This is a genomic window from Methylobacterium sp. CM6246, assembly GCF_054818005.1.
In genome coordinates, this window is record NZ_JBTXKY010000001.1 from 4,495,410 (window position 1) to 4,512,865 (window position 17,456).

The 17,456-nt window shown below is 68.7% G+C and carries 11 protein-coding genes and 1 tRNA gene; 5 read left to right on the plus strand and 7 right to left on the minus strand.

Going from position 1 to position 17,456, the window contains the following annotated elements:
- Positions 1-221 precede the first annotated feature (221 nt).
- Entirely contained in the window at positions 222-2,525 is a 2,304-nt protein-coding gene (locus ACYQPG_RS21840; protein ID WP_461231747.1) for a TonB-dependent receptor family protein, read from the plus strand.
- Positions 2,526-2,681: 156 nt separating this feature from the next.
- On the opposite strand, the gene ACYQPG_RS21845 is transcribed toward ACYQPG_RS21840, so the two are convergent.
- The 4 genes from ACYQPG_RS21845 to ACYQPG_RS21860 all read right to left on the minus strand — a co-directional run bounded on the left by ACYQPG_RS21845 (position 2,682) and on the right by ACYQPG_RS21860 (position 7,038).
- Positions 2,682-2,756 (minus strand) — tRNA-Gln (locus ACYQPG_RS21845).
- A gap of 131 nt (positions 2,757-2,887) precedes the next feature.
- Positions 2,888-4,465 carry an aldehyde dehydrogenase (NADP(+)) gene (locus ACYQPG_RS21850; RefSeq protein WP_461231748.1) on the minus strand — a complete coding sequence of 526 codons (1,578 nt, stop codon included), beginning with the start codon at positions 4,463-4,465 and terminating at the stop codon, positions 2,888-2,890.
- A gap of 61 nt (positions 4,466-4,526) precedes the next feature.
- The gene (locus ACYQPG_RS21855; protein ID WP_419830206.1) at positions 4,527-6,197 is read right to left on the minus strand and encodes a thiamine pyrophosphate-binding protein; all 1,671 of its coding nucleotides are present in this window, start codon (positions 6,195-6,197) and stop codon (positions 4,527-4,529) included.
- A gap of 148 nt (positions 6,198-6,345) precedes the next feature.
- A complete protein-coding gene (locus ACYQPG_RS21860) occupies positions 6,346-7,038 on the minus strand; it encodes a GntR family transcriptional regulator (protein WP_246692361.1) in 693 nt (230 codons plus the stop codon).
- Positions 7,039-7,220: 182 nt separating this feature from the next.
- On the opposite strand from ACYQPG_RS21860, the gene ACYQPG_RS21865 reads away from it, so the two are divergent.
- From ACYQPG_RS21865 to ACYQPG_RS21880, 4 genes are all read left to right on the plus strand, one after another.
- Positions 7,221-7,940 carry a ribonuclease activity regulator RraA gene (locus tag ACYQPG_RS21865; protein WP_461231749.1) on the plus strand — a complete coding sequence of 240 codons (720 nt, stop codon included), beginning with the start codon at positions 7,221-7,223 and terminating at the stop codon, positions 7,938-7,940.
- 64 nt (positions 7,941-8,004) lie between these two features.
- Positions 8,005-9,378, plus strand: coding sequence for an MFS transporter (locus tag ACYQPG_RS21870; protein ID WP_461231750.1), 1,374 nt, complete (start codon positions 8,005-8,007; stop codon positions 9,376-9,378).
- Positions 9,379-11,109: an L-arabinonate dehydratase gene (gene araD, locus ACYQPG_RS21875; RefSeq protein WP_461231751.1), complete on the plus strand. Its 1,731-nt coding sequence runs from the start codon at positions 9,379-9,381 to the stop codon at positions 11,107-11,109.
- A 107-nt stretch (positions 11,110-11,216) separates the two neighbouring features.
- Positions 11,217-12,221, plus strand: a complete 1,005-nt coding sequence (locus tag ACYQPG_RS21880; protein ID WP_461231752.1) for an SMP-30/gluconolactonase/LRE family protein — start codon at positions 11,217-11,219, stop codon at positions 12,219-12,221.
- A 79-nt stretch (positions 12,222-12,300) separates the two neighbouring features.
- Here the strand turns inward: ACYQPG_RS21880 and metH are convergent, their stop codons facing one another.
- From metH to metF, 3 genes are all read right to left on the minus strand, one after another.
- The gene (metH, locus tag ACYQPG_RS21885; protein WP_461231753.1) at positions 12,301-16,053 is read right to left on the minus strand and encodes a methionine synthase; all 3,753 of its coding nucleotides are present in this window, start codon (positions 16,051-16,053) and stop codon (positions 12,301-12,303) included.
- A gap of 175 nt (positions 16,054-16,228) precedes the next feature.
- Positions 16,229-16,480, minus strand: coding sequence for a hypothetical protein (locus ACYQPG_RS21890; RefSeq protein ID WP_461231754.1), 252 nt, complete (start codon positions 16,478-16,480; stop codon positions 16,229-16,231).
- A gap of 40 nt (positions 16,481-16,520) precedes the next feature.
- Positions 16,521-17,441, minus strand: a complete 921-nt coding sequence (metF, locus tag ACYQPG_RS21895; protein WP_419830212.1) for a methylenetetrahydrofolate reductase [NAD(P)H] — start codon at positions 17,439-17,441, stop codon at positions 16,521-16,523.
- Positions 17,442-17,456 lie beyond the last annotated feature (15 nt).

Genomic DNA, 17,456 nt, shown 5'->3' on the forward strand with positions numbered 1-17,456 from the left:
GTCGATATCGGGCCAATCTCAATCTCGGGCCGTAGTGCTGACCGTTTTCACATGTTACGCCCGTGTCATCGACTGTGCCTCGATGCACGCGCAGCGCCTTTCGCCATCCGGCATCCACTCGAGACGTCGGCTGGAGCCGTGGCGCCGAACCGGTATCCACTTCGGCGGCGCGCGCTCCAGGCCTACATCGTCATGTGCGTGACCGACGGCTCTCCGACGCCATGACCCGCCACCGTGCAGCCTGTGGCGTCATCGCGCTTCTCGCGGCTTCCCTGCCGTGCACGGGCGCAGGCGCCGCACCGGCGGCCCGTGCCCTCGTCCTGGATGAATTATCCGTCGTCGGCGACGCGAACCCGTCCGCCGACGATTTCGCATCCAGGCCCCGGCTGGACGACCGAGCCCGGCCAATCCGCGAGTCGGCCGGAGCGACGATGACCCACCTGGGCGCGATTGCGTATCGGCCCGCCGCCGACATCGGACAGGTCCTGATCGACAGTCCCGGCGTCACGGTCCGTCAGGGGACGGGAGGCCGCGACGTCATCGTGTCGATCCGCGGCAGCAATGCCCGGTCGACGGGCACGAACAGGAACATCGTCGTCGTGGAAGACGGCTTCTCCCTGACACAACCGGACGGTGTTTCCCGCTTCGATCTGACCGACCCGCATGCCTACAGCCGCATCGACGTGTTCCGCGGACCGCAATCGGCGTTGTTCGGCAATTACGCCACGGGGGGCGCCATCGCATTCCAGACCCGGACCGGCCGCGAGATCGACGGCTACGAGATCGGCACCGACGCCGGCAGCTTCGGATACCGCAACACCTATTTCACCGTGGGCGACGCCAGCGGGCCGTTCGAGATCAGCCTGTTCGCCAGCGATGTCCGCGCCAACGGCTATCAGGATCATTCGAGCTACGACACGCAGACGATAAACCTCTTGGCGAACTATACCCCGACCCCGGACAATCGCTTTACTTTGAAGGTCATCGACAACACGCTCAACGCGAACCTCGCGGCCCGCTCGTCTCTGGCGCAGTACCGGATCAACCCCTACCAGCGCGGCTGCGCGGCAGCCGCGACCGCTGCGCCGGGCTGCACGACGGTCGCCTACTTCGTCAACGGCGCTTTCGAACCGATGGCGTCGGTCACAGCGAGCGAAGCGGCCTTGTTGCGCGCCGACCAGCGTTCGGTGGTGGCCGCGCGCTGGGAGCACGACCTCGACGCGTCCACCACTCTGCGCACGCAGCTCGGTTTCGATGAGCGAGACTTCAATCAGCCGTTCTCGACGGCGGCCCCGCGCGGATCGTACCCGGCCTGGAATTTCCTCACCGACCTGAGGCGACAGGATACGCTGTTCGGGCTCCCGGCGGTCGGCTACGCGGCACTCACCTACAACACGATCGACGGCCACGCGGCTATCTTCAACAGGGTGCCTTACGGCGGCCCACGCCTGGGAGCCCTCGTCGGCGATCAGCGCACCGTGCAGGACAATCTCGGCGGGCGGGCGCGGATCGAGCTGGCGCTCGGAGAGCACTGGACGGCTGTGGCGGGTTTCGGCGTCGAGCGTACGGTCATCACCGGGCAGAACAACGCCTTCTCGACCAGCGCCGCCGGCACGGTCGGCACGGTCGTGCGCGTGGATCGCAGCTTCCTGAATGTCGCGCCCGAGTTGGCGCTGGTGTTCAGCCCCGTTCGCGAATGGCAAATCCGCGCCCGGGCCGCCATCGGCTACGGGACGCCTGCGGCGACCAACCTGTTCATCACACCCGCGGGGCAACCGGGCGACAACGTGCAGCTTCAGGCCCAGAGAAACCTGGGATTTGACCTCGAGGTGAACTGGGCCCCCGCACCAGACCTGCAGTTGTCCGTCACCGGCTTCTACGAACTGTTCCGCAACGAACTGCTCTCGCAGTCACCAGGGGCCGGCCTGCTGCCCTATGTCTTCAATGCTCCGGCCTCGGAACACCGAGGTGTCGAGGTCGGCGGCCGCTGGATTTCACCAGACGGCTGGCGCGCCACATTGGCTTACACCCACGACGACCAAGTCTACACCAGCTTCGTGGAGCGACTCAGCGCCGGGACACGGGCCGCCCAATTCGACCGTGCCGGCAACCACATCCCCGGCGTGCCCGCGGACGCAGCCTTGATCCGGCTCGGCTACGAGCAGACGCATGGGCCGTGGGCGGGCGTGGGCCTGTTCGCCGAGTCGGTCTACCAGAGCAGCTTCTTCATCGACAACGCGAACCTGCTGAAAGCGTCCGGCTTTGCCGTCGTCAACCTCAACCTGCACTACGACCGGGCCTTGACGGGCGGCGCGGACATGGGTTTCGCCCGGCGGCTGAGCCTTTACCTCGAGATGCGCAACCTGCTCGATCGGGTCTACACCAACTCAGCACAGAACCTGGCCGATACGATCGACGCCAAGACCGGCCTTCAGAACGGAGCGGGCATCCTCGCCCAGACGACAGGATCGATCTTCGCCGGCGCCCCACGCACGCTCGTGGGAGGTCTGAAGCTCGCGTTTTGAAGCCTCGACGGATCGAGCGGTCATGCGCTCAACCTGCTCCGGGAGCGGGGCGAGGCATACCTCCTTGTCCATCCCGGACAACGGACCTCCCGAGCGAACCCGGACGGATCCGACAAGAGCCGGAGAATCAACGGTCGGCTGAGAAGCACAGGAATTTGGCTGGGGCGCCAGGATTCGAACCTGGGAATGGCGGTACCAAAAACCGCTGCCTTACCACTTGGCGACGCCCCACCGTGGGCCGGGGCTGTCTAGACGGGCAGCCCCGGCGTGGCAAGCGGTCGTTCGGGCGCGAACGGCGGGGTTCGAGCCTGTGGCGCGCGGGGATGGCTGGCTGCGTGCGTGGCCCCGTGGCCCTGGGGCCGTCAGCGGCGCTCGAGGGTGCCGTCGAGCCTGCGCGGGAGGTTGAGCGGGTTGGCTTCCTGGAGCGCTGCGGGCAGCAGGGCGTCGGGGAGGTCTTGGTAGCTCACCGGCCGGAGGAACCGGTCGATCGCGAGGCTCCCCACCGAGGTCGTGCGCCCGTCCGAGGTCGCCGGGTACGGGCCGCCATGGACCATGGCGTGTGCCACTTCGACCCCCGTGCCGAAACCGTCGACCAGGATGCGTCCGACCCGACGCTCGAGCAGCGGGAGCAGCCCACGCACGGCCGCGTGATCCTCGGGGGCGATGTGCAGGGACGCCGTGAGCTGTCCCTCGAGCTGCTCGAGCACCGCCCGCATCGCGGCGAGGTCTGCGCAGCGCACCACCAGGGCGGCCGCGCCGAACATCTCCTCCTGCAGCGCCGGCTCGGCCAGGAAGGCGTCCGAATCGGTGGCGAACAGGGCTGCCCGGCCCTGAGTGGCCGCGCCGTCCGGCCCTTCGGCGAGCTGCGTCACGGCGGCGTGGCGGCCCAGGCGCGCGACGCCCTCGCAATAGGCGCGGTGGATGCCGGGGGTCAGCATGGTCGCAGCCGGGCTCTCCCGCAGGACGGCCGTGGCCGAGGCCAGGAAGGCGTCGAGGCCGGGGCCGGGCACCGCCAGGATCAGGCCCGGGTTGGTGCAGAACTGGCCGGCGCCCAGCGTCAGCGAGGCCGCGAAGGCCCGCCCGATCGCCTCGCCCCGGGTCGCCAAGGCGCCCGGGAACAGCAGGACCGGGTTGATGCTGCTCATCTCGGCATAGACCGGGATCGGGCGGGGGCGCTTGGCCGCGATCTCCATCAGGGCGGTGCCGCCCCGGCGCGATCCGGTGAAGCCGACCGCGGCGATCCGGTGGTCGGCCACCAGCCCCTGCCCGATCGACTGGCCCGCATCGAACAGCAGGGAGAACACCCCTTCCGGCAGGCCGCTCGCGACGACCGCCTTCTGGATCGCCCGGCCGACCAGCTCGGAGGTGCCAGGATGGGCCGGGTGCGCCTTGACGATCACCGGGCAGCCGGCCGCCAGCGCCGAGGCGGTGTCGCCGCCGGCCACCGAGAAGGCGAGCGGGAAGTTGCTGGCGCCGAACACCGCCACCGGTCCCACGGCGAGCATCCGCAGGCGCAGGTCCGGCCGCGGCAGCGGCTTGCGGTCCGGCAGCGCCGGATCGATGCGGATCTGGAAGGCGCTGCCCTCGCGCAAGACGCCGGCGAACAGGCGCAGCTGACCCACGGTGCGGCCGCGCTCGCCCTCGATCCGGGGCCGGGGCAGCCCGGTCTCCGCCATGCAGCGGGTGACGAGATCATCGCCGATGTCGAGGATGTTGGCGGCGATCGCCTCCAGGAAGGCCGCCCGGGCCTCCGGCGCGGTCTCGCGGTAGGTGTCGAAGGCGGAATCCGCCAGGGCGCAGACCCGGTCGAGATCGGCGAGGCTCGCGCCGGGGAAATCGGGTTCCAGGGTGTTGCCGGTGGCCGCCTCCACGGCCTGGAACGCGGCCTGCGTGCCTCGCTGGGCCTGAGCGCCGATCAGGTTCTCGCCACGCACGGTCATAATCGACTCCTGTTCGAAACGGGTGCGGACGCTCCGCACCGGGTCGGTGAGACGAGGCCTCTCAGCCCTCGCGTGCCGCCAGGGCCTTCGCGCGGATCGCTGCTAGGGTCATGGTCGGTGTCAGCGCCTCCGGGTCGACGAGGCAGTGGATCATCGCCGGCAGGCCGGCGGCGAGGCTGCGCTCGAAGGCGGGGGCGAACTCTTCGGTGCGCTCGACGCGCTCGCCATGGCCGCCGCAGGAGCGGGCCAGGGCGGCGAAATCCGGATTGCGCAGTTCGGTCGCGGAGACCCGCCCGGGATACTCGCGCTCCTGGTGCATCCGGATCGTGCCGTACATGCCATTGTCCAGGACCACGACGACGATCGCGATGCCGTACTGCACGGCGGTGGCGAATTCCTGCACGGTCATCATCACGTCGCCGTCACCCGCGAGCGTCACGACGATCCGCTCAGGCGTGCTGCGCTTGGCCATCACGGCGGCGGGCAGGCCGTAGCCCATCGACCCCGAGGTCGGGGCGAGCTGCGTGCCGAACGCGCGGAACCGGTAGTAGCGGTGGATCCAGGTGGCGAAGTTGCCGGCGCCGTTGCAGATCACCGCATCGCGCGGCAGCCGCTCCCGCAGCCAGGTGATCGCCTGGCCGTACTGGAACGCCCCGGGCTTGGGTTCCGGCGCCTCCGACCAGGCGCGGTAGGAGGCGTGTGCCTCGGCGGCGCGCCCTGCCCCCGGCGCGTCGTAGCGCGGCAGGGCTGCGCAGAACGCCCCCGGGCTCGCCTGGATCGCCAGGGCTGGCTGATAGACCCGGCCGAGCTCCTCCGGATCGGGATGGACGTGGACCAGCGGCAGCCCGGGATTGGGGATGCCGAGCAGCCCGTAGGACTGGGCCGGCATCTCGGAGAGACGCCCGCCGACCATGAGCAGCAGGTCTGACGCCTGGATGAGGGCCAGGAGGTCCGGGTTCGGTCCGATCCCGAGTTCGCCGGCGAAGTTCGGGTGGTCGGCATCGAACAGGTTGGCCCGCCGGAACGAGACTGCCACCGGCACGTCGTGGCTCTCGGCCCAGGCGGCCAGGGCGGTGCGGGCGGCCTCCGTCCAGCGTGCGCCGCCGAGCAGCACGACCGGTCGCCGCGCCGCGGCCAGCAGGGTGCGCAGCCGCTCGACATCCTCAGGCGACGGGGCGGGCTCGGCCGGGACCACCCGCGGCGCGTCGGCGACCGCCGCCACATCGTCGAGCATGTCCTCCGGGAGGGCGATCACCACCGGCCCGGGGCGGCCCTGCAGCGCGACCCGGAAGGCCCGCGCGAGGATCTCCGGAATGCGGGCTGCGTCGTCGATCTCCACCGCCCACTTGGCCAGCCCACCGAACATCTGGCGGTAATCGACTTCCTGGAACGCCTCCCGGCCCCGCATCGCCCGGCCGATCTGCCCGACGAACAGGATCATCGGCGTCGAATCCTGGCGCGCGATGTGGACGCCCGCCGAGGCGTTGGTGGCTCCGGGGCCGCGGGTGACGAAGCAGATGCCCGGACGGCCGGTGAGCTTGCCGGCGGCTTCCGCCATGATCGCGGCGCCGCCCTCCTGCCGGCACACGAGCACGTCGATGCCGCTGTCGCGCAGGGCGTCGAGCACCGCGAGGTAGCTCTCGCCGGGGACGCAGGTCACCCGCTCGATGCCCTGGACGAGCAACTGATCGACGAGCACCTGCGCACCGGTGCGTGGGGGCAATCCGCTCAAGCCGTTTCTCCCTGGCGATGATGCCGCCCGGAGGAGGTCTCCAGGGGCGGCCGGCCTGTTGCGGCCGTGCGCCTTACCGATGCCGTGTCCTGGGATGCGACTGATATGTCAGCCTCAGGGTAGGGCTGCGGGTGGCCCGGTCAACCTGTCAGACCAGAGGCCGTCGGTCGAGGGCCCGTCGCGTCATCTGATCGAGGAGATCGAATAGGGTCGCGATTCCGGCAAGGGCCCGCTCGGCGTTTCGGGCGGCGATGCCGGCCACGATCGTAGCGTGGATTCCGGCGCAGTCTTGGAAACTGGCGGTGGGCTCGTGGCTGTACCAGAACCGCCGGGACTGGGCGTGGAGCGGGACCATCGTGCTGGTCAGCGTCTGGTTGTAGGCCGCTCCGACCATCGCCTCGTGCAGGGTGCGCTTGAGGCGGAAGTAGACCTCGCGATCCCGGGCACCCGCGGCCACGAGCAAGCCCTCGGTATGACGCTGCAGGGCGTCCAGGTCGTTGTCGGAGGCGCGGACGATGATGCAGCGGGCCATCGTCTCGTCCAGCGGGCGCCGGACCTCCAGCAATTCGAGGTGGCGGATGACGTCGACCGGGGTGACGAGCACGCCGCGGCGCGGATGGACCTCGACGAAGCCGATCGTCTTGAGCCGCGCCAGCGCCTCGCGGACCGGGGTGCGCCCGAGCGCCAGTTCCGCGCCGAGTTCGCCCTCCGACACCATCGCGCCCGGTGCGAGGCGGCGGCTGATGATCATCTGCTCGATGGCGTCGTAGGCGGTCTCGGCGAGGGACCGCGTCCGTCCCGCGTCGGTCGCGATCGCGCGCGCGTCGGGGCTTGCCGTCAAGCTCCTCGCATCCCCCAACCGGATTCCCTCTCGAAGCCTTGGCTTGCTTCTGTTGACAATGGCTCCAGTCGGCGCCCTACTCAAGCACTGAGATATCAGGAGTCGTCCAGGGCGCATCCGCGCCGACCGGATCCTCGACGATCCGGGTTCGATGGCGACCGCCTTCAAGGGGAGAGATGCGGATGGCCGGGCTGTCCTCTGCGACGCGCGACAAGCTCAAGACCGTCAGCACGGCGACGCTGATGACCGCGTTGTTCAAGCGCGGCCTGCGCAATCAGATGATCCAGGGCGTGCGCCCGCTGAAGGCCGGCGGCGGCACGATGGTCGGCGAGGCGTTCACCCTGCGCTACATGCCCGCCCGCGAGGACCTGAACCCGATCACGGTGTTCCGCGACCGCGCGCATCCGCAGCGCAAGGCGGTGGAGGAGTGCCCGCTCGGCGCCGTGTTCGTGATCGACAGCCGCAAGGATGCCCGGGCGGCCTCGGCCGGCTCGATCCTGGCGACCCGGCTGATGGTGCGGGGCTGCGCCGGGCTCGTCACAGACGGCGGCTTCCGCGATGCCGACGAGATCGCCCAGCTCGACATGCCGAGCTACCACGTGCGTCCCTCGGCGCCGACGAACCTCACCCATCATCAGGCCATCGACATCAACGTGCCGATCGGCTGCGGCGACGCCCCGGTCTTTCCGGGCGACGTGATCGTGGGCGACGGCGACGGCGTGGCGGTGATCCCGGCCCATCTCGCCGACGAGGTCGCCGACGAGGCGGTGGAGATGACCGCCTACGAGGATTTCGTCACCGAAGAGGTCCGCAAGGGGCGCTCGATCCTCGGACTCTACCCAGCCACCGACGAGCAGAGTCTCGCCGACTTCGCCGCGTGGCGGAAGCAGACCGGGCGCTGACGGGGCCCGATACGCACCGGCGCGTCGCCGGCGAAAACGAAAACCCGGGGTCAGGAGAGCGGCTATGTCGGGGGGCATACCAGCTATCGCGGCGCAGACGGAGATAGAGAAGCGAACGGTCAGCAAGGTCGCTTGGCGAATTCTGCCGCTGATTGTGGTGATCTATTTCGTCGCCTACATGGACCGTACCAATGTCGGCTTCGCCTCATTCGGCCTGAACCGGCAGTTCGGCTTCTCCGCGACCCTCTACGGATGGGGCGCGGGGATCTTCTTCCTCGGCTACGTCATCTTCGAGGTGCCGAGCAACATCCTCTTGGAACGCAACGGAGCGCGGCTCTGGATCGCCCGGATCATGGTCACCTGGGGCCTGGTCGCGGGCAGCATGGCGTTCATCACCGGGCCGGTGAGCTTTCTGGTGATGCGCTTCCTGCTCGGGGTCGCGGAGGCCGGCTTCTTCCCCGGTATGATCCTGTACTTCACCTACTGGTTTCCCCGCCGATACAGGGCCCGGGTCGTCGCGGCCCTATTCCTGGCGGTGCCGGGCTCGAACGCCCTGACGGCGGTGATCTCCGGGGCGCTCCTCCAGCTCGATGGCGCGCTCGGCCTGTACGGCTGCCAGTGGCTGTTCGTGCTGGAAGCGGTGCCGTCGATCTTTCTGGCCTTCGCCGTGCTCGCGCTGATGACCGATCGGCCCGCCAGGGCCGCCTGGCTCGCACCCGATGAGCGGATCTGGCTGGAGGACACGCTCGAGGCCGAGCGCCGGAGCACGGTCGGGAGGCATGGGCATTTCACGCTCAGGCAAGCCCTGACCGACCGCCGGGTTCTGGCGCTCGCGTCGATCTACTTCTTCATCGGTACGGCGACCTACGGCATCACCTTCTTCCTGCCGCCGATCCTCAAGGGCTTGAAGCTCACCGACTGGGAAACCGGCCTCGCCACGGCGGTTCCCTATGTCGTCGGCACCGTCGGCATGGTCGCCTGGAGCTGGTCGTCGGACCGGCGCGACGAGCGCCGCTGGCACTTCGTGGTTGCCGGCCTGATCGCCGTGCTCGGCCTCGTCACGGCGGGGCCGATGCTGGGCAGCCTCTGGGCGCTCACGGCGATGTCGGTGGCCGCGATCGGCCTCTACGGGACAAAGCCGGCCTTCTGGGCAATGCCGGGGGAGTTCCTGTCGGGACCGGCTGCGGCCGGGGGCATCGCGCTGATCAATACGATCGGCAATCTCGGCGGCTTCGTCGGCCCCTATGTCCTTGGCTGGCTGAAAGACGCGACGGGCACCTACGAGGCCGGGCTGTACTTCCTGGCAGCCTGTGCGTGCGCTTCTGCGACGATTACCCTTCTGGCGGTTCGGCCCATCGCATCCTCGGCGGATCCGGGAACCGCCGCGGGACCGCCGGTCGTTGCCGCAACCGAACGCGCGAGACCGGAGACCGTCTGAATGACTGCACGCAAGAAAGACCTCGGCGATCTGCGCAGCCAGCGCTGGTTCGGCGCCACCGACCTGCGCAGCTTCGGTCACCGATCGCGCATGCTTCAGATGGGCTACGAGCGCGCCGATTTCAGCGACAAGCCGATCGTCGGGATCATCAATACCTGGAGCGACATCAATCCCTGCCACCTCCACTTCCGCGAGCGCGTCGAGCACGTGAAGCGCGGCGTGTGGCAGGCGGGTGGGTTCCCGATCGAACTCCCGGCGCTCTCCTTGTCCGAAAACTTCGTCAAGCCGACCACGATGCTCTACCGAAACCTCCTGGCCATGGAGGTGGAGGAACTGCTGCGTCAGCACCCGGTCGACGGGGCGGTGCTGATGGGCGGTTGCGACAAGACCACGCCCGGCACGGTTATGGGCGGCATCTCCATGAACCTGCCGATGATCTTCCTGCCGGCCGGGCCGATGATGCGCGGGCATTCCGGCGGCACGATCCTCGGCTCGGGCTCCGACGTGTGGAAGTACTGGGCCGAGAAGGAAGCCGGCGCCATCACCACGCAGCAGTGGAACGACATGGAGGCGGGCATCGCCCGCTCGGCGGGAACCTGCATGACCATGGGCACGGCCTCGACGATGACGTCGATCACCGAGGCTCTCGGCCTGTCGCTTCCGGGCTCGGCCTCGATCCCGGCGGCCGACGCCGATCACCCCCGCATGGCCAGCGCCTGCGGCCGGCGCATCGTCGAGATGATCTGGGAGGACCTGAAGCCGTCCGACATCCTCGACCGGCGCTCGATCGACAACGCCCTGGTGGTCCACAACGCGCTGGCCGGCTCGACCAACGCGATGATCCATCTGGTGGCGATGGCCGGGCGGGCCGGGATCCCGATCAAGCTCGCGGAGTTCGACGAGTTCGCCCAGAAGGTGCCGGTGATCGCCAACCTGCGGCCCTCGGGCCAGTGGCTGATGGAGGATTTCCACATCGCCGGCGGCATCCGGGCGCTGATGGTGCGGCTGTCCCCCCTCCTCCACCTCGACGCCCGCTCGGTCACGGGCGGTACGGTCGGCGACGGGCTCGCCGGCATGAGCGTCTACAACGACGACGTGATCCGCCCGCTGGACAAGCCGATCGTGACGACCGGCGGCACCGCGATCCTGTACGGCAACCTTGCGCCGCATGGGTGCGTGATCAAGCCGCCGGCCGCGGACCCGCGCTTCCTCAAGCATACCGGCCCGGCCCTGGTGTTCGACGATTACGACGCCATGAGCGCGGCGGTGAACGACCTCGACCTCGACGTCACCCCGGACCACATCATGGTCCTGCGCAACGCCGGCCCGGTCGGCGGCCCCGGCATGCCGGAATGGGGAATGCTGCCGATCCCGAAGGTGCTGCTCCGGCAGGGTGTGCGCGACATGCTGCGGATCTCGGACGCGCGCATGAGCGGCACCAGCTACGGTGCCTGCATCCTGCACGTCTCCCCGGAATCGGCGGTCGGCGGGCCGCTGGCGGCGGTGCGCAACGGCGACCGCATCACGGTCGACGTAGCCGAGCGGCGCATTCACCTGCACCTCGACGAAGCCGAGATCGCCGCGCGCGTGGCCGCGTTCGTACCGCCGAACCGGGCCTATCCACGGGGTTACAACCGCCTGTTCGCCCAGCACGTCCGGCAGGCGCACGAGGGCTGCGACTTCGATTTCCTGGAGGGCGCCGGCGGCATTCCCGAACCCGAGATCCACTGACGCCAACCCGCCGCCCGCGATCCCAGCCCGGCGCAAGGAAGCCCATCGACACAGCGGCCTGCACGCTGCCGGCAAGCGCCGGCGGCGGAAACGGAGAGGGAGGGTATATGGCCACGATCGCACGCAGGGGCCTGCTCGCGGGTGCGGCCCTGCTTGGAGCCGCGCGGGCCGCCGGAGCCGGATGGGAGCCGTCGCAGCGTGTGCCCGATCCGGCCGTCGAGGTGCTCGATCCGGCTTTTGCCAAGTACCGCCTGGCCTCCGCCACCGTGGAGCGGGTCGCCACCGGCCTGCGCTGGGCCGAGGGGCCGGTCTGGTTCGGCGACATGGGGGCGCTGCTGTTCAGCGACGTGGTCAACGACCGGATCATGCGCTGGGACGAGGCCTCCGGCGCGCTCACGGTGTTCCGCAAGCCGTCCGCCTATGCCAACGGCAACACCCGGGACCGGCAAGGGCGCCTCGTCACCTGCCAGCACAAGACCCGGAGCGTCACCCGGACCGAGCATGACGGTTCGATCACCACGCTGCTCGATCGGTTCGACGGCAAGCCGCTCAATTCGCCCAACGACGTGGTCTGCCATTCCGACGGCGCCGTCTGGTTCACGGACCCGGCCTTCGGGCCGAACCCGCACGAGTCGATGGCGGCTCCGGAGCTTCCGGGCAACGTCTACCGGATCGACCCGGCCAGCGGGCAGGCGAGCCTTGCAGTGGCGGGGCTCGCGGGTCCGAACGGGCTGGCCTTCTCACCAGACGAGTCCAAGCTCTACGTCATCGAGGCGCGCGCCAAGCCGAACCGCCTGATCCGCGTCTACGACATCGTCGATAACGGCACCAAGGCCGCCAACGGACGGGTGTTCTTCGACGCCGGCACGGGGACGCCGGACGGATTCCGGGTCGACGTCGATGGCAACCTGTGGTGCGGCTGGGGCATGAGCGAGGCCGAGGACGGCGTGCTCGTCCTATCGCCGCAAGCCAATCCGATCGGCCGGATCCGCCTGCCCGAGCGCTGCGCCAACCTCTGCTTCGGCGGCCTCGAGCGCAACCTGCTGCTGATGTCCGCCTCGCATTCGGTCTACGCGCTCTACGTCAACACGCGCGGCGCCGGGACCTGCTGATCCCGGTCGATCGCACGACGCATCCGGCGGCGACCCCGCTTTACGGAGTCGGGCCGCCGCTGGAGGCGTGGCTGCCGCCCTACTCCGCGGCCTCCGCCAGATACCGCGTCGGGTCGTAGTTCAGGATCGGCCCGAGCCAGCGCTCGACCTCACGGATGTCCATGCCCTTGCGCAGGGCGTAGTCCTCGACCTGATCGCGCTCGACCTTGGCGACGCCGAAGTAATGCGCTTGCGGGTGCGCCAGGTAGAGTCCCGAGACCGAGGAGCCCGGCCACATGGCGTAGGACTCGGTCAGCTTCACCCCGATCCGTCGCTCGGCCTTCAGGAGATCGAACAACTGCGTCTTCTCGGTGTGATCGGGCTGGGACGGGTAGCCCGGGGCCGGGCGGATGCCGGCATAGGGCTCGCTCGTCAGTTCCGCCGGCGTGTAGCTCTCGTCCGCCGCGTAGCCCCAGAACTCCCGACGGACGCGCTCGTGCATGCGCTCGGCGAAGGCCTCGGCGATCCGGTCGGCCAGCGCCTTCACAAGGATCGCCCGGTAATCGTCGTTGGCCCGCTCGAACCGCTCGGCGATCCGCACCTCCTCCAGGCCGGCCGTCACCACGAAGCCGCCGACGTAATCGGCGATGCCGGTTTCCGCGGGGGCGACGAAGTCCGACAGGCAGGTGTTGGGCCGGCCGTCACGCTTCGAGAGCTGCTGGCGCAGACCGTGGAAGGTCGCCAGCCGATCGCTGCGGCTCTCGCCGGTGTAGAGCACGATGTCGTCGCCGACGCTGTTGGCCGGCCAGAAGCCGATCACGCCCTTCGGGTTGAACCAGCGCTCCGCCACGATCTGCTTGAGCATCTCCTGCGCATCCTCGTAGAGGGCGCGTGCAGCGGGACCCTGGTCCGGGTCGTCGAGGATCGCCGGGAAGCGGCCCTTGAACTCGTAGGTCTGCAGGAACGGCGTCCAGTCGATGTAGGGGACGAGGTCGGCGACCTCGTAAGACCCGAACACCCGGGCATCCGTGAAGGCCGGCTTCTTCGGCGCGTAGCCCGACCAATCGACCTTGAACGCGTTGGCTCGGGCCTTGGCCAGGGGCAGGCGCTGCTTGTCGAGCTCCGAGCGGGCATGGGCGGCCGAGACCTTGGCGTACTCGGCACGCACCTTCTCGATCGTCGTGTCGCGGGTCTCCTTCGACAGCAGGCTCGACACCACGCCGACTGCGCGGCTTGCATCGGTGACGTAGACCGCCTGACCCTTGGCGTAGGCCGGGTGGATCTTCACCGCGGTGTGGACGCGGCTCGTGGTGGCGCCGCCGATCAGCAACGGCACGGAAAAACCCTCGCGCTCCATCTCGCCCGCGACATGGACCATCTCGTCGAGCGACGGCGTGATCAGGCCGGACAGGCCGACGATGTCGACGTTCTCCTTGCGGGCCACGTCGAGGATCTTGGCGGCCGGGACCATCACGCCGAGATCGATGATCTCATAGTTGTTGCAGGCAAGCACGACGCCGACGATGTTCTTGCCGATGTCGTGCACATCGCCCTTCACGGTGGCCATCAGCACCTTGCCGGCGGCCTGGCGCTTGCCGTCGCCACCATTGGCGCGCTTCTCCTCCTCCATGTAAGGCTCGAGATAGGCGACCGCCTGCTTCATCACCCGGGCGGACTTCACCACCTGGGGCAGGAACATCTTGCCGGCGCCGAACAGGTCGCCGACCACGTTCATGCCGGCCATCAGCGGGCCCTCGATGACGTGGAGCGGGCGCTCGACGCCCTGCCGCGCCTCCTCGGTGTCGGCGACGATGTACTCGGTGATGCCGTTGACCAGCGCGTGCTCGATGCGCTTGGCCACAGGGGCTTCGCGCCAGGTCAGGTCGGCCGTCTTGGCCTGGGCGGAGGCACCGGTCTTGAAGCGCTCGGCCGATTCCAGCAGGCGCTCGGTGGAATCGTCCCGGCGGTTGAGGACCACGTCCTCGCACAGCTCGCGCAGCTCCGCCGGAATCTCGTCGTAGACGGCCAGCTGGCCGGCGTTGACGATACCCATGTCCATCCCGACCTGGATGCAGTGGTACAGGAACACTGCGTGCATCGCCTCGCGCACCGGCTCGTTGCCGCGGAACGCGAAGCTCAGGTTCGAGACGCCGCCTGAGATGTGGGCGTGCGGCAGGGTCTCGCGGATCGTCCGGGTCGCCTCGATGAAGGCGACCCCGTAGCCGTTATGCTCCTCGATGCCGGTGGCCACCGCGAAGATGTTCGGATCGAAGATGATGTCTTCCGGCGGGTAGCCGACCTGCTCGGTCAGGATCCGGTAGGCCTTGGTGCAGATCTCGACTTTGCGCTCGTAGGTGTCCGCCTGGCCCTGCTCGTCGAAGGCCATCACCACCACGGCAGCCCCGTAGGAGCGGCAGATCTTGGCGGCCTCGATGAACTTCTCCTCGCCCTCCTTCATGGAGATCGAGTTCACGATCGCCTTGCCCTGGATGCATTTCAGGCCGGCCTCGATCACCTCGAACTTCGAGGAATCGACCATGACCGGGACCCGGGCGATATCGGGCTCGGCAGCGACGAGGTTGAGGAACTCGACCATCGCCTTCTGCGAGTCGAGCAGGCCTTCGTCCATGTTGACGTCGATCACCTGGGCGCCCGCCGCGACCTGATCGCGGGCGACATCGAGGGCGGCGGCGAAGTCGCCGTTGGTGATGAGCTTCCTGAACTTGGCCGACCCGGTGACGTTGGTGCGCTCACCGACGTTCACGAACGGGATTTCCTTGGTGAGCACGAAGGGCTCCAGGCCCGAGAGCCGCATCAGGCGCGGGATCTCGGGGGTCTGCCGGGGCGTCTTGCCGGCGACCGCCTCGCTGATCGCCCGGATATGATCCGGCGTGGTGCCGCAGCACCCTCCGACCATGTTGACCAGGCCGGCTTGCGCGAACTCTCCGACCAGCGCCCCCATGGCCTCCGGACTCTCGTCGTAGAGACCGAACTCGTTGGGCAGGCCGGCGTTCGGGTAGGCGCAGACCAGGGTGTCGCAGATCCGCGACAGCTCGGCGATGTGGCCGCGCATTTCGCGGGCACCCAACGCGCAGTTCAGGCCGAAGGTCAGCGGATCGGAGTGGCGGAGCGCATTCCAGAATGCCGCCGGAGTCTGGCCCGACAGCGTCCGGCCCGACAGGTCGGTGATCGTGCCGGAGATCTGGATCGGCAGGCGGATCCCGGTCTCCTCGAACACGTCCCAGGCCGCGGCCACTGCTGCCTTGGCGTTGAGCGTGTCGAAGATCGTCTCGATCAGGATCAGCTCGGCGCCGCCGGCGATCAGGCCGCGGACCTGCTCCATGTAGGCGGTCTTGACCTGATCGAAGGTCACTGCGCGGTAGCCGGGATTGTTCACGTCCGGCGAGATCGACAGCGTACGGTTCGTCGGGCCGATGGCGCCGGCGACGAAGCGGCGGCGACCATCCTGTTTCTCAGCGAGCTGCGCCGCCTCGCGGGCGAGCCGCGCGCCCTCCCGGTTCAGGTCGTGGATGATCGATTCGAGGCCGTAATCGCCTTGCGCGATGGTGGTGCCGGAGAACGTGTTGGTCTCACAGACGTCGGCGCCGGCCAGGAAGTAATCCAGATGGATCTGCCGGATCGCGTCCGGCTGCGTCAGGATCAGGAGGTCGTTGTTGCCCTTCTGGTCGTTCGGATGATCCTTGAACCGGTCGCCGCGGAAATCCGCCTCGGTCAGACCGAGCCGCTGAATGACGGTGCCCATCGCCCCGTCGAGGACGAGGATCTTCTCCGACGCGCGCTGGCGCAGCGCGGTTGCGATCTCGGTGCCGTCGACGGGCGGAAAGTCAGTCATGATCGGTCCCAACAGATCACCTCAACCTGAGGTGCCGGAGCGAAACGGAGGCCTCGAAGGTGGCCCCCAGATGTCTTAGCGTTCCCTGGAACCCTCCCGCGAGGCCGCGTCGCGGTACCTCAGGACGAGGCGGAGGGTGTGATCTTGTCTTGAACCGGTCCGGCGTTCGACCGGATCAGTGCGCCTTCCCCAGGGCGGCGGGCCGCGTCTCGATCGCGTCGACACGTTCTTCGACCTCAGCCGCCGCGTAGCGCCCGAGGAGCGATTCGCCGTCGACGGCGTCCTGAAGATTGCCGGACCGACGCTCGATTTGGTCGAGTCGCTGGTTGACCACGGTGAACGCGCGCGCGGCATTCCGCCTGCGGTCTCGTATATCGGTCCGTATCCCCCGGCGAATCGGAAGAACGCTATCCTGCGGTTCGGTCATGGTCCTAACCCCCTGCCGCCCGAACCGGGCGCAGCTGAATTTAAGCCGCCGCCTTCTCCGCCGCCAGCTTCGGCGCCTGCGCGCGCAGGCCGAGCAGGTGGCAGATCGCGTAGACGAGGTCGGAGCGGTTCATCGAGTAGAAGTGGAAGTCCTGGACGCCCTCGTCCACCAGGTCGAGCACCTGCTCGGCCGCCACGGCGGCGGCGACGAGCCGGCGGGTCTCCACGTCGTTGTCCAGCCCCTCGAACCGGGCTGCCAGCCAGTAGGGCACCGAGGCACCGGTGCGCCGGGCGAAGTTCGCCGACTGCTTGAAGTTCTGCACCGTCAGGATGCCCGGGATGATCGGGATCGTGATCCCGGCGGCCCGGACCTTCTCGAGATAGCGCAGATAGACCTCGTTCTCGAAAAAGAACTGCGTGATCGCCTGGTCGGCGCCGGCATCGACCTTGGCCTTCAGGGCGTCGATGTCGGCATCGAGGGTGGCGGCCTCCGGGTGCTTCTCGGGATAAGCCGAGACCGAGACTTTGAAGTCGCCGATGCGCTTGATTCCCGCCACCAACTCGGCGGTCGTGGCGTAGCCTTCAGGATGCGGCCGGTAGGCGTGGCCGACGCCGTCGGCCGGATCGCCGCGCAGGGCCACGATGTGGCGGACGCCGACATCCCAATAGGACTGCACAACCGCGTCGATCTCCTCGCGGCTGGCATCCACGCAGGTCAGGTGCGCAGCCGGCTTGAGGGTCGTCTCGCGGATCATCCGGGCGACCGTGTTGTGTGTGCGCTCCCGGGTCGAGCCGCCCGCCCCGTAGGTCACGGAGACGAATTTCGGCTGAAGCGGTGCCAGACGCTCGATCGACGACCACAGGACCTTCTCCATCTCGTCGGTCTTGGGGGGGAAGAATTCGATCGAGACGCGGATCGGGTGGTAGCCGTCTCGGCTGGCGCGGTGGGTGGGGCGGCGCATCGGATCTCGTCCTCT

Coding starts and splice junctions, on each gene's coding strand:
- ACYQPG_RS21840 (WP_461231747.1), top strand. CDS start 222: ATGACCCGCCACCGTGCAGCCTGTGGCGTCATCGCGCTTCTCGCGGCT.
- ACYQPG_RS21850 (WP_461231748.1), bottom strand. CDS start 4,465: ATGACCGTGCGTGGCGAGAACCTGATCGGCGCTCAGGCCCAGCGAGGC.
- ACYQPG_RS21865 (WP_461231749.1), top strand. CDS start 7,221: ATGGCCGGGCTGTCCTCTGCGACGCGCGACAAGCTCAAGACCGTCAGC.
- ACYQPG_RS21870 (WP_461231750.1), top strand. CDS start 8,005: ATGTCGGGGGGCATACCAGCTATCGCGGCGCAGACGGAGATAGAGAAG.
- araD (WP_461231751.1), top strand. CDS start 9,379: ATGACTGCACGCAAGAAAGACCTCGGCGATCTGCGCAGCCAGCGCTGG.
- ACYQPG_RS21880 (WP_461231752.1), top strand. CDS start 11,217: ATGGCCACGATCGCACGCAGGGGCCTGCTCGCGGGTGCGGCCCTGCTT.
- metH (WP_461231753.1), bottom strand. CDS start 16,053: ATGACTGACTTTCCGCCCGTCGACGGCACCGAGATCGCAACCGCGCTG.
- ACYQPG_RS21890 (WP_461231754.1), bottom strand. CDS start 16,480: ATGACCGAACCGCAGGATAGCGTTCTTCCGATTCGCCGGGGGATACGG.
- metF (WP_419830212.1), bottom strand. CDS start 17,441: ATGCGCCGCCCCACCCACCGCGCCAGCCGAGACGGCTACCACCCGATC.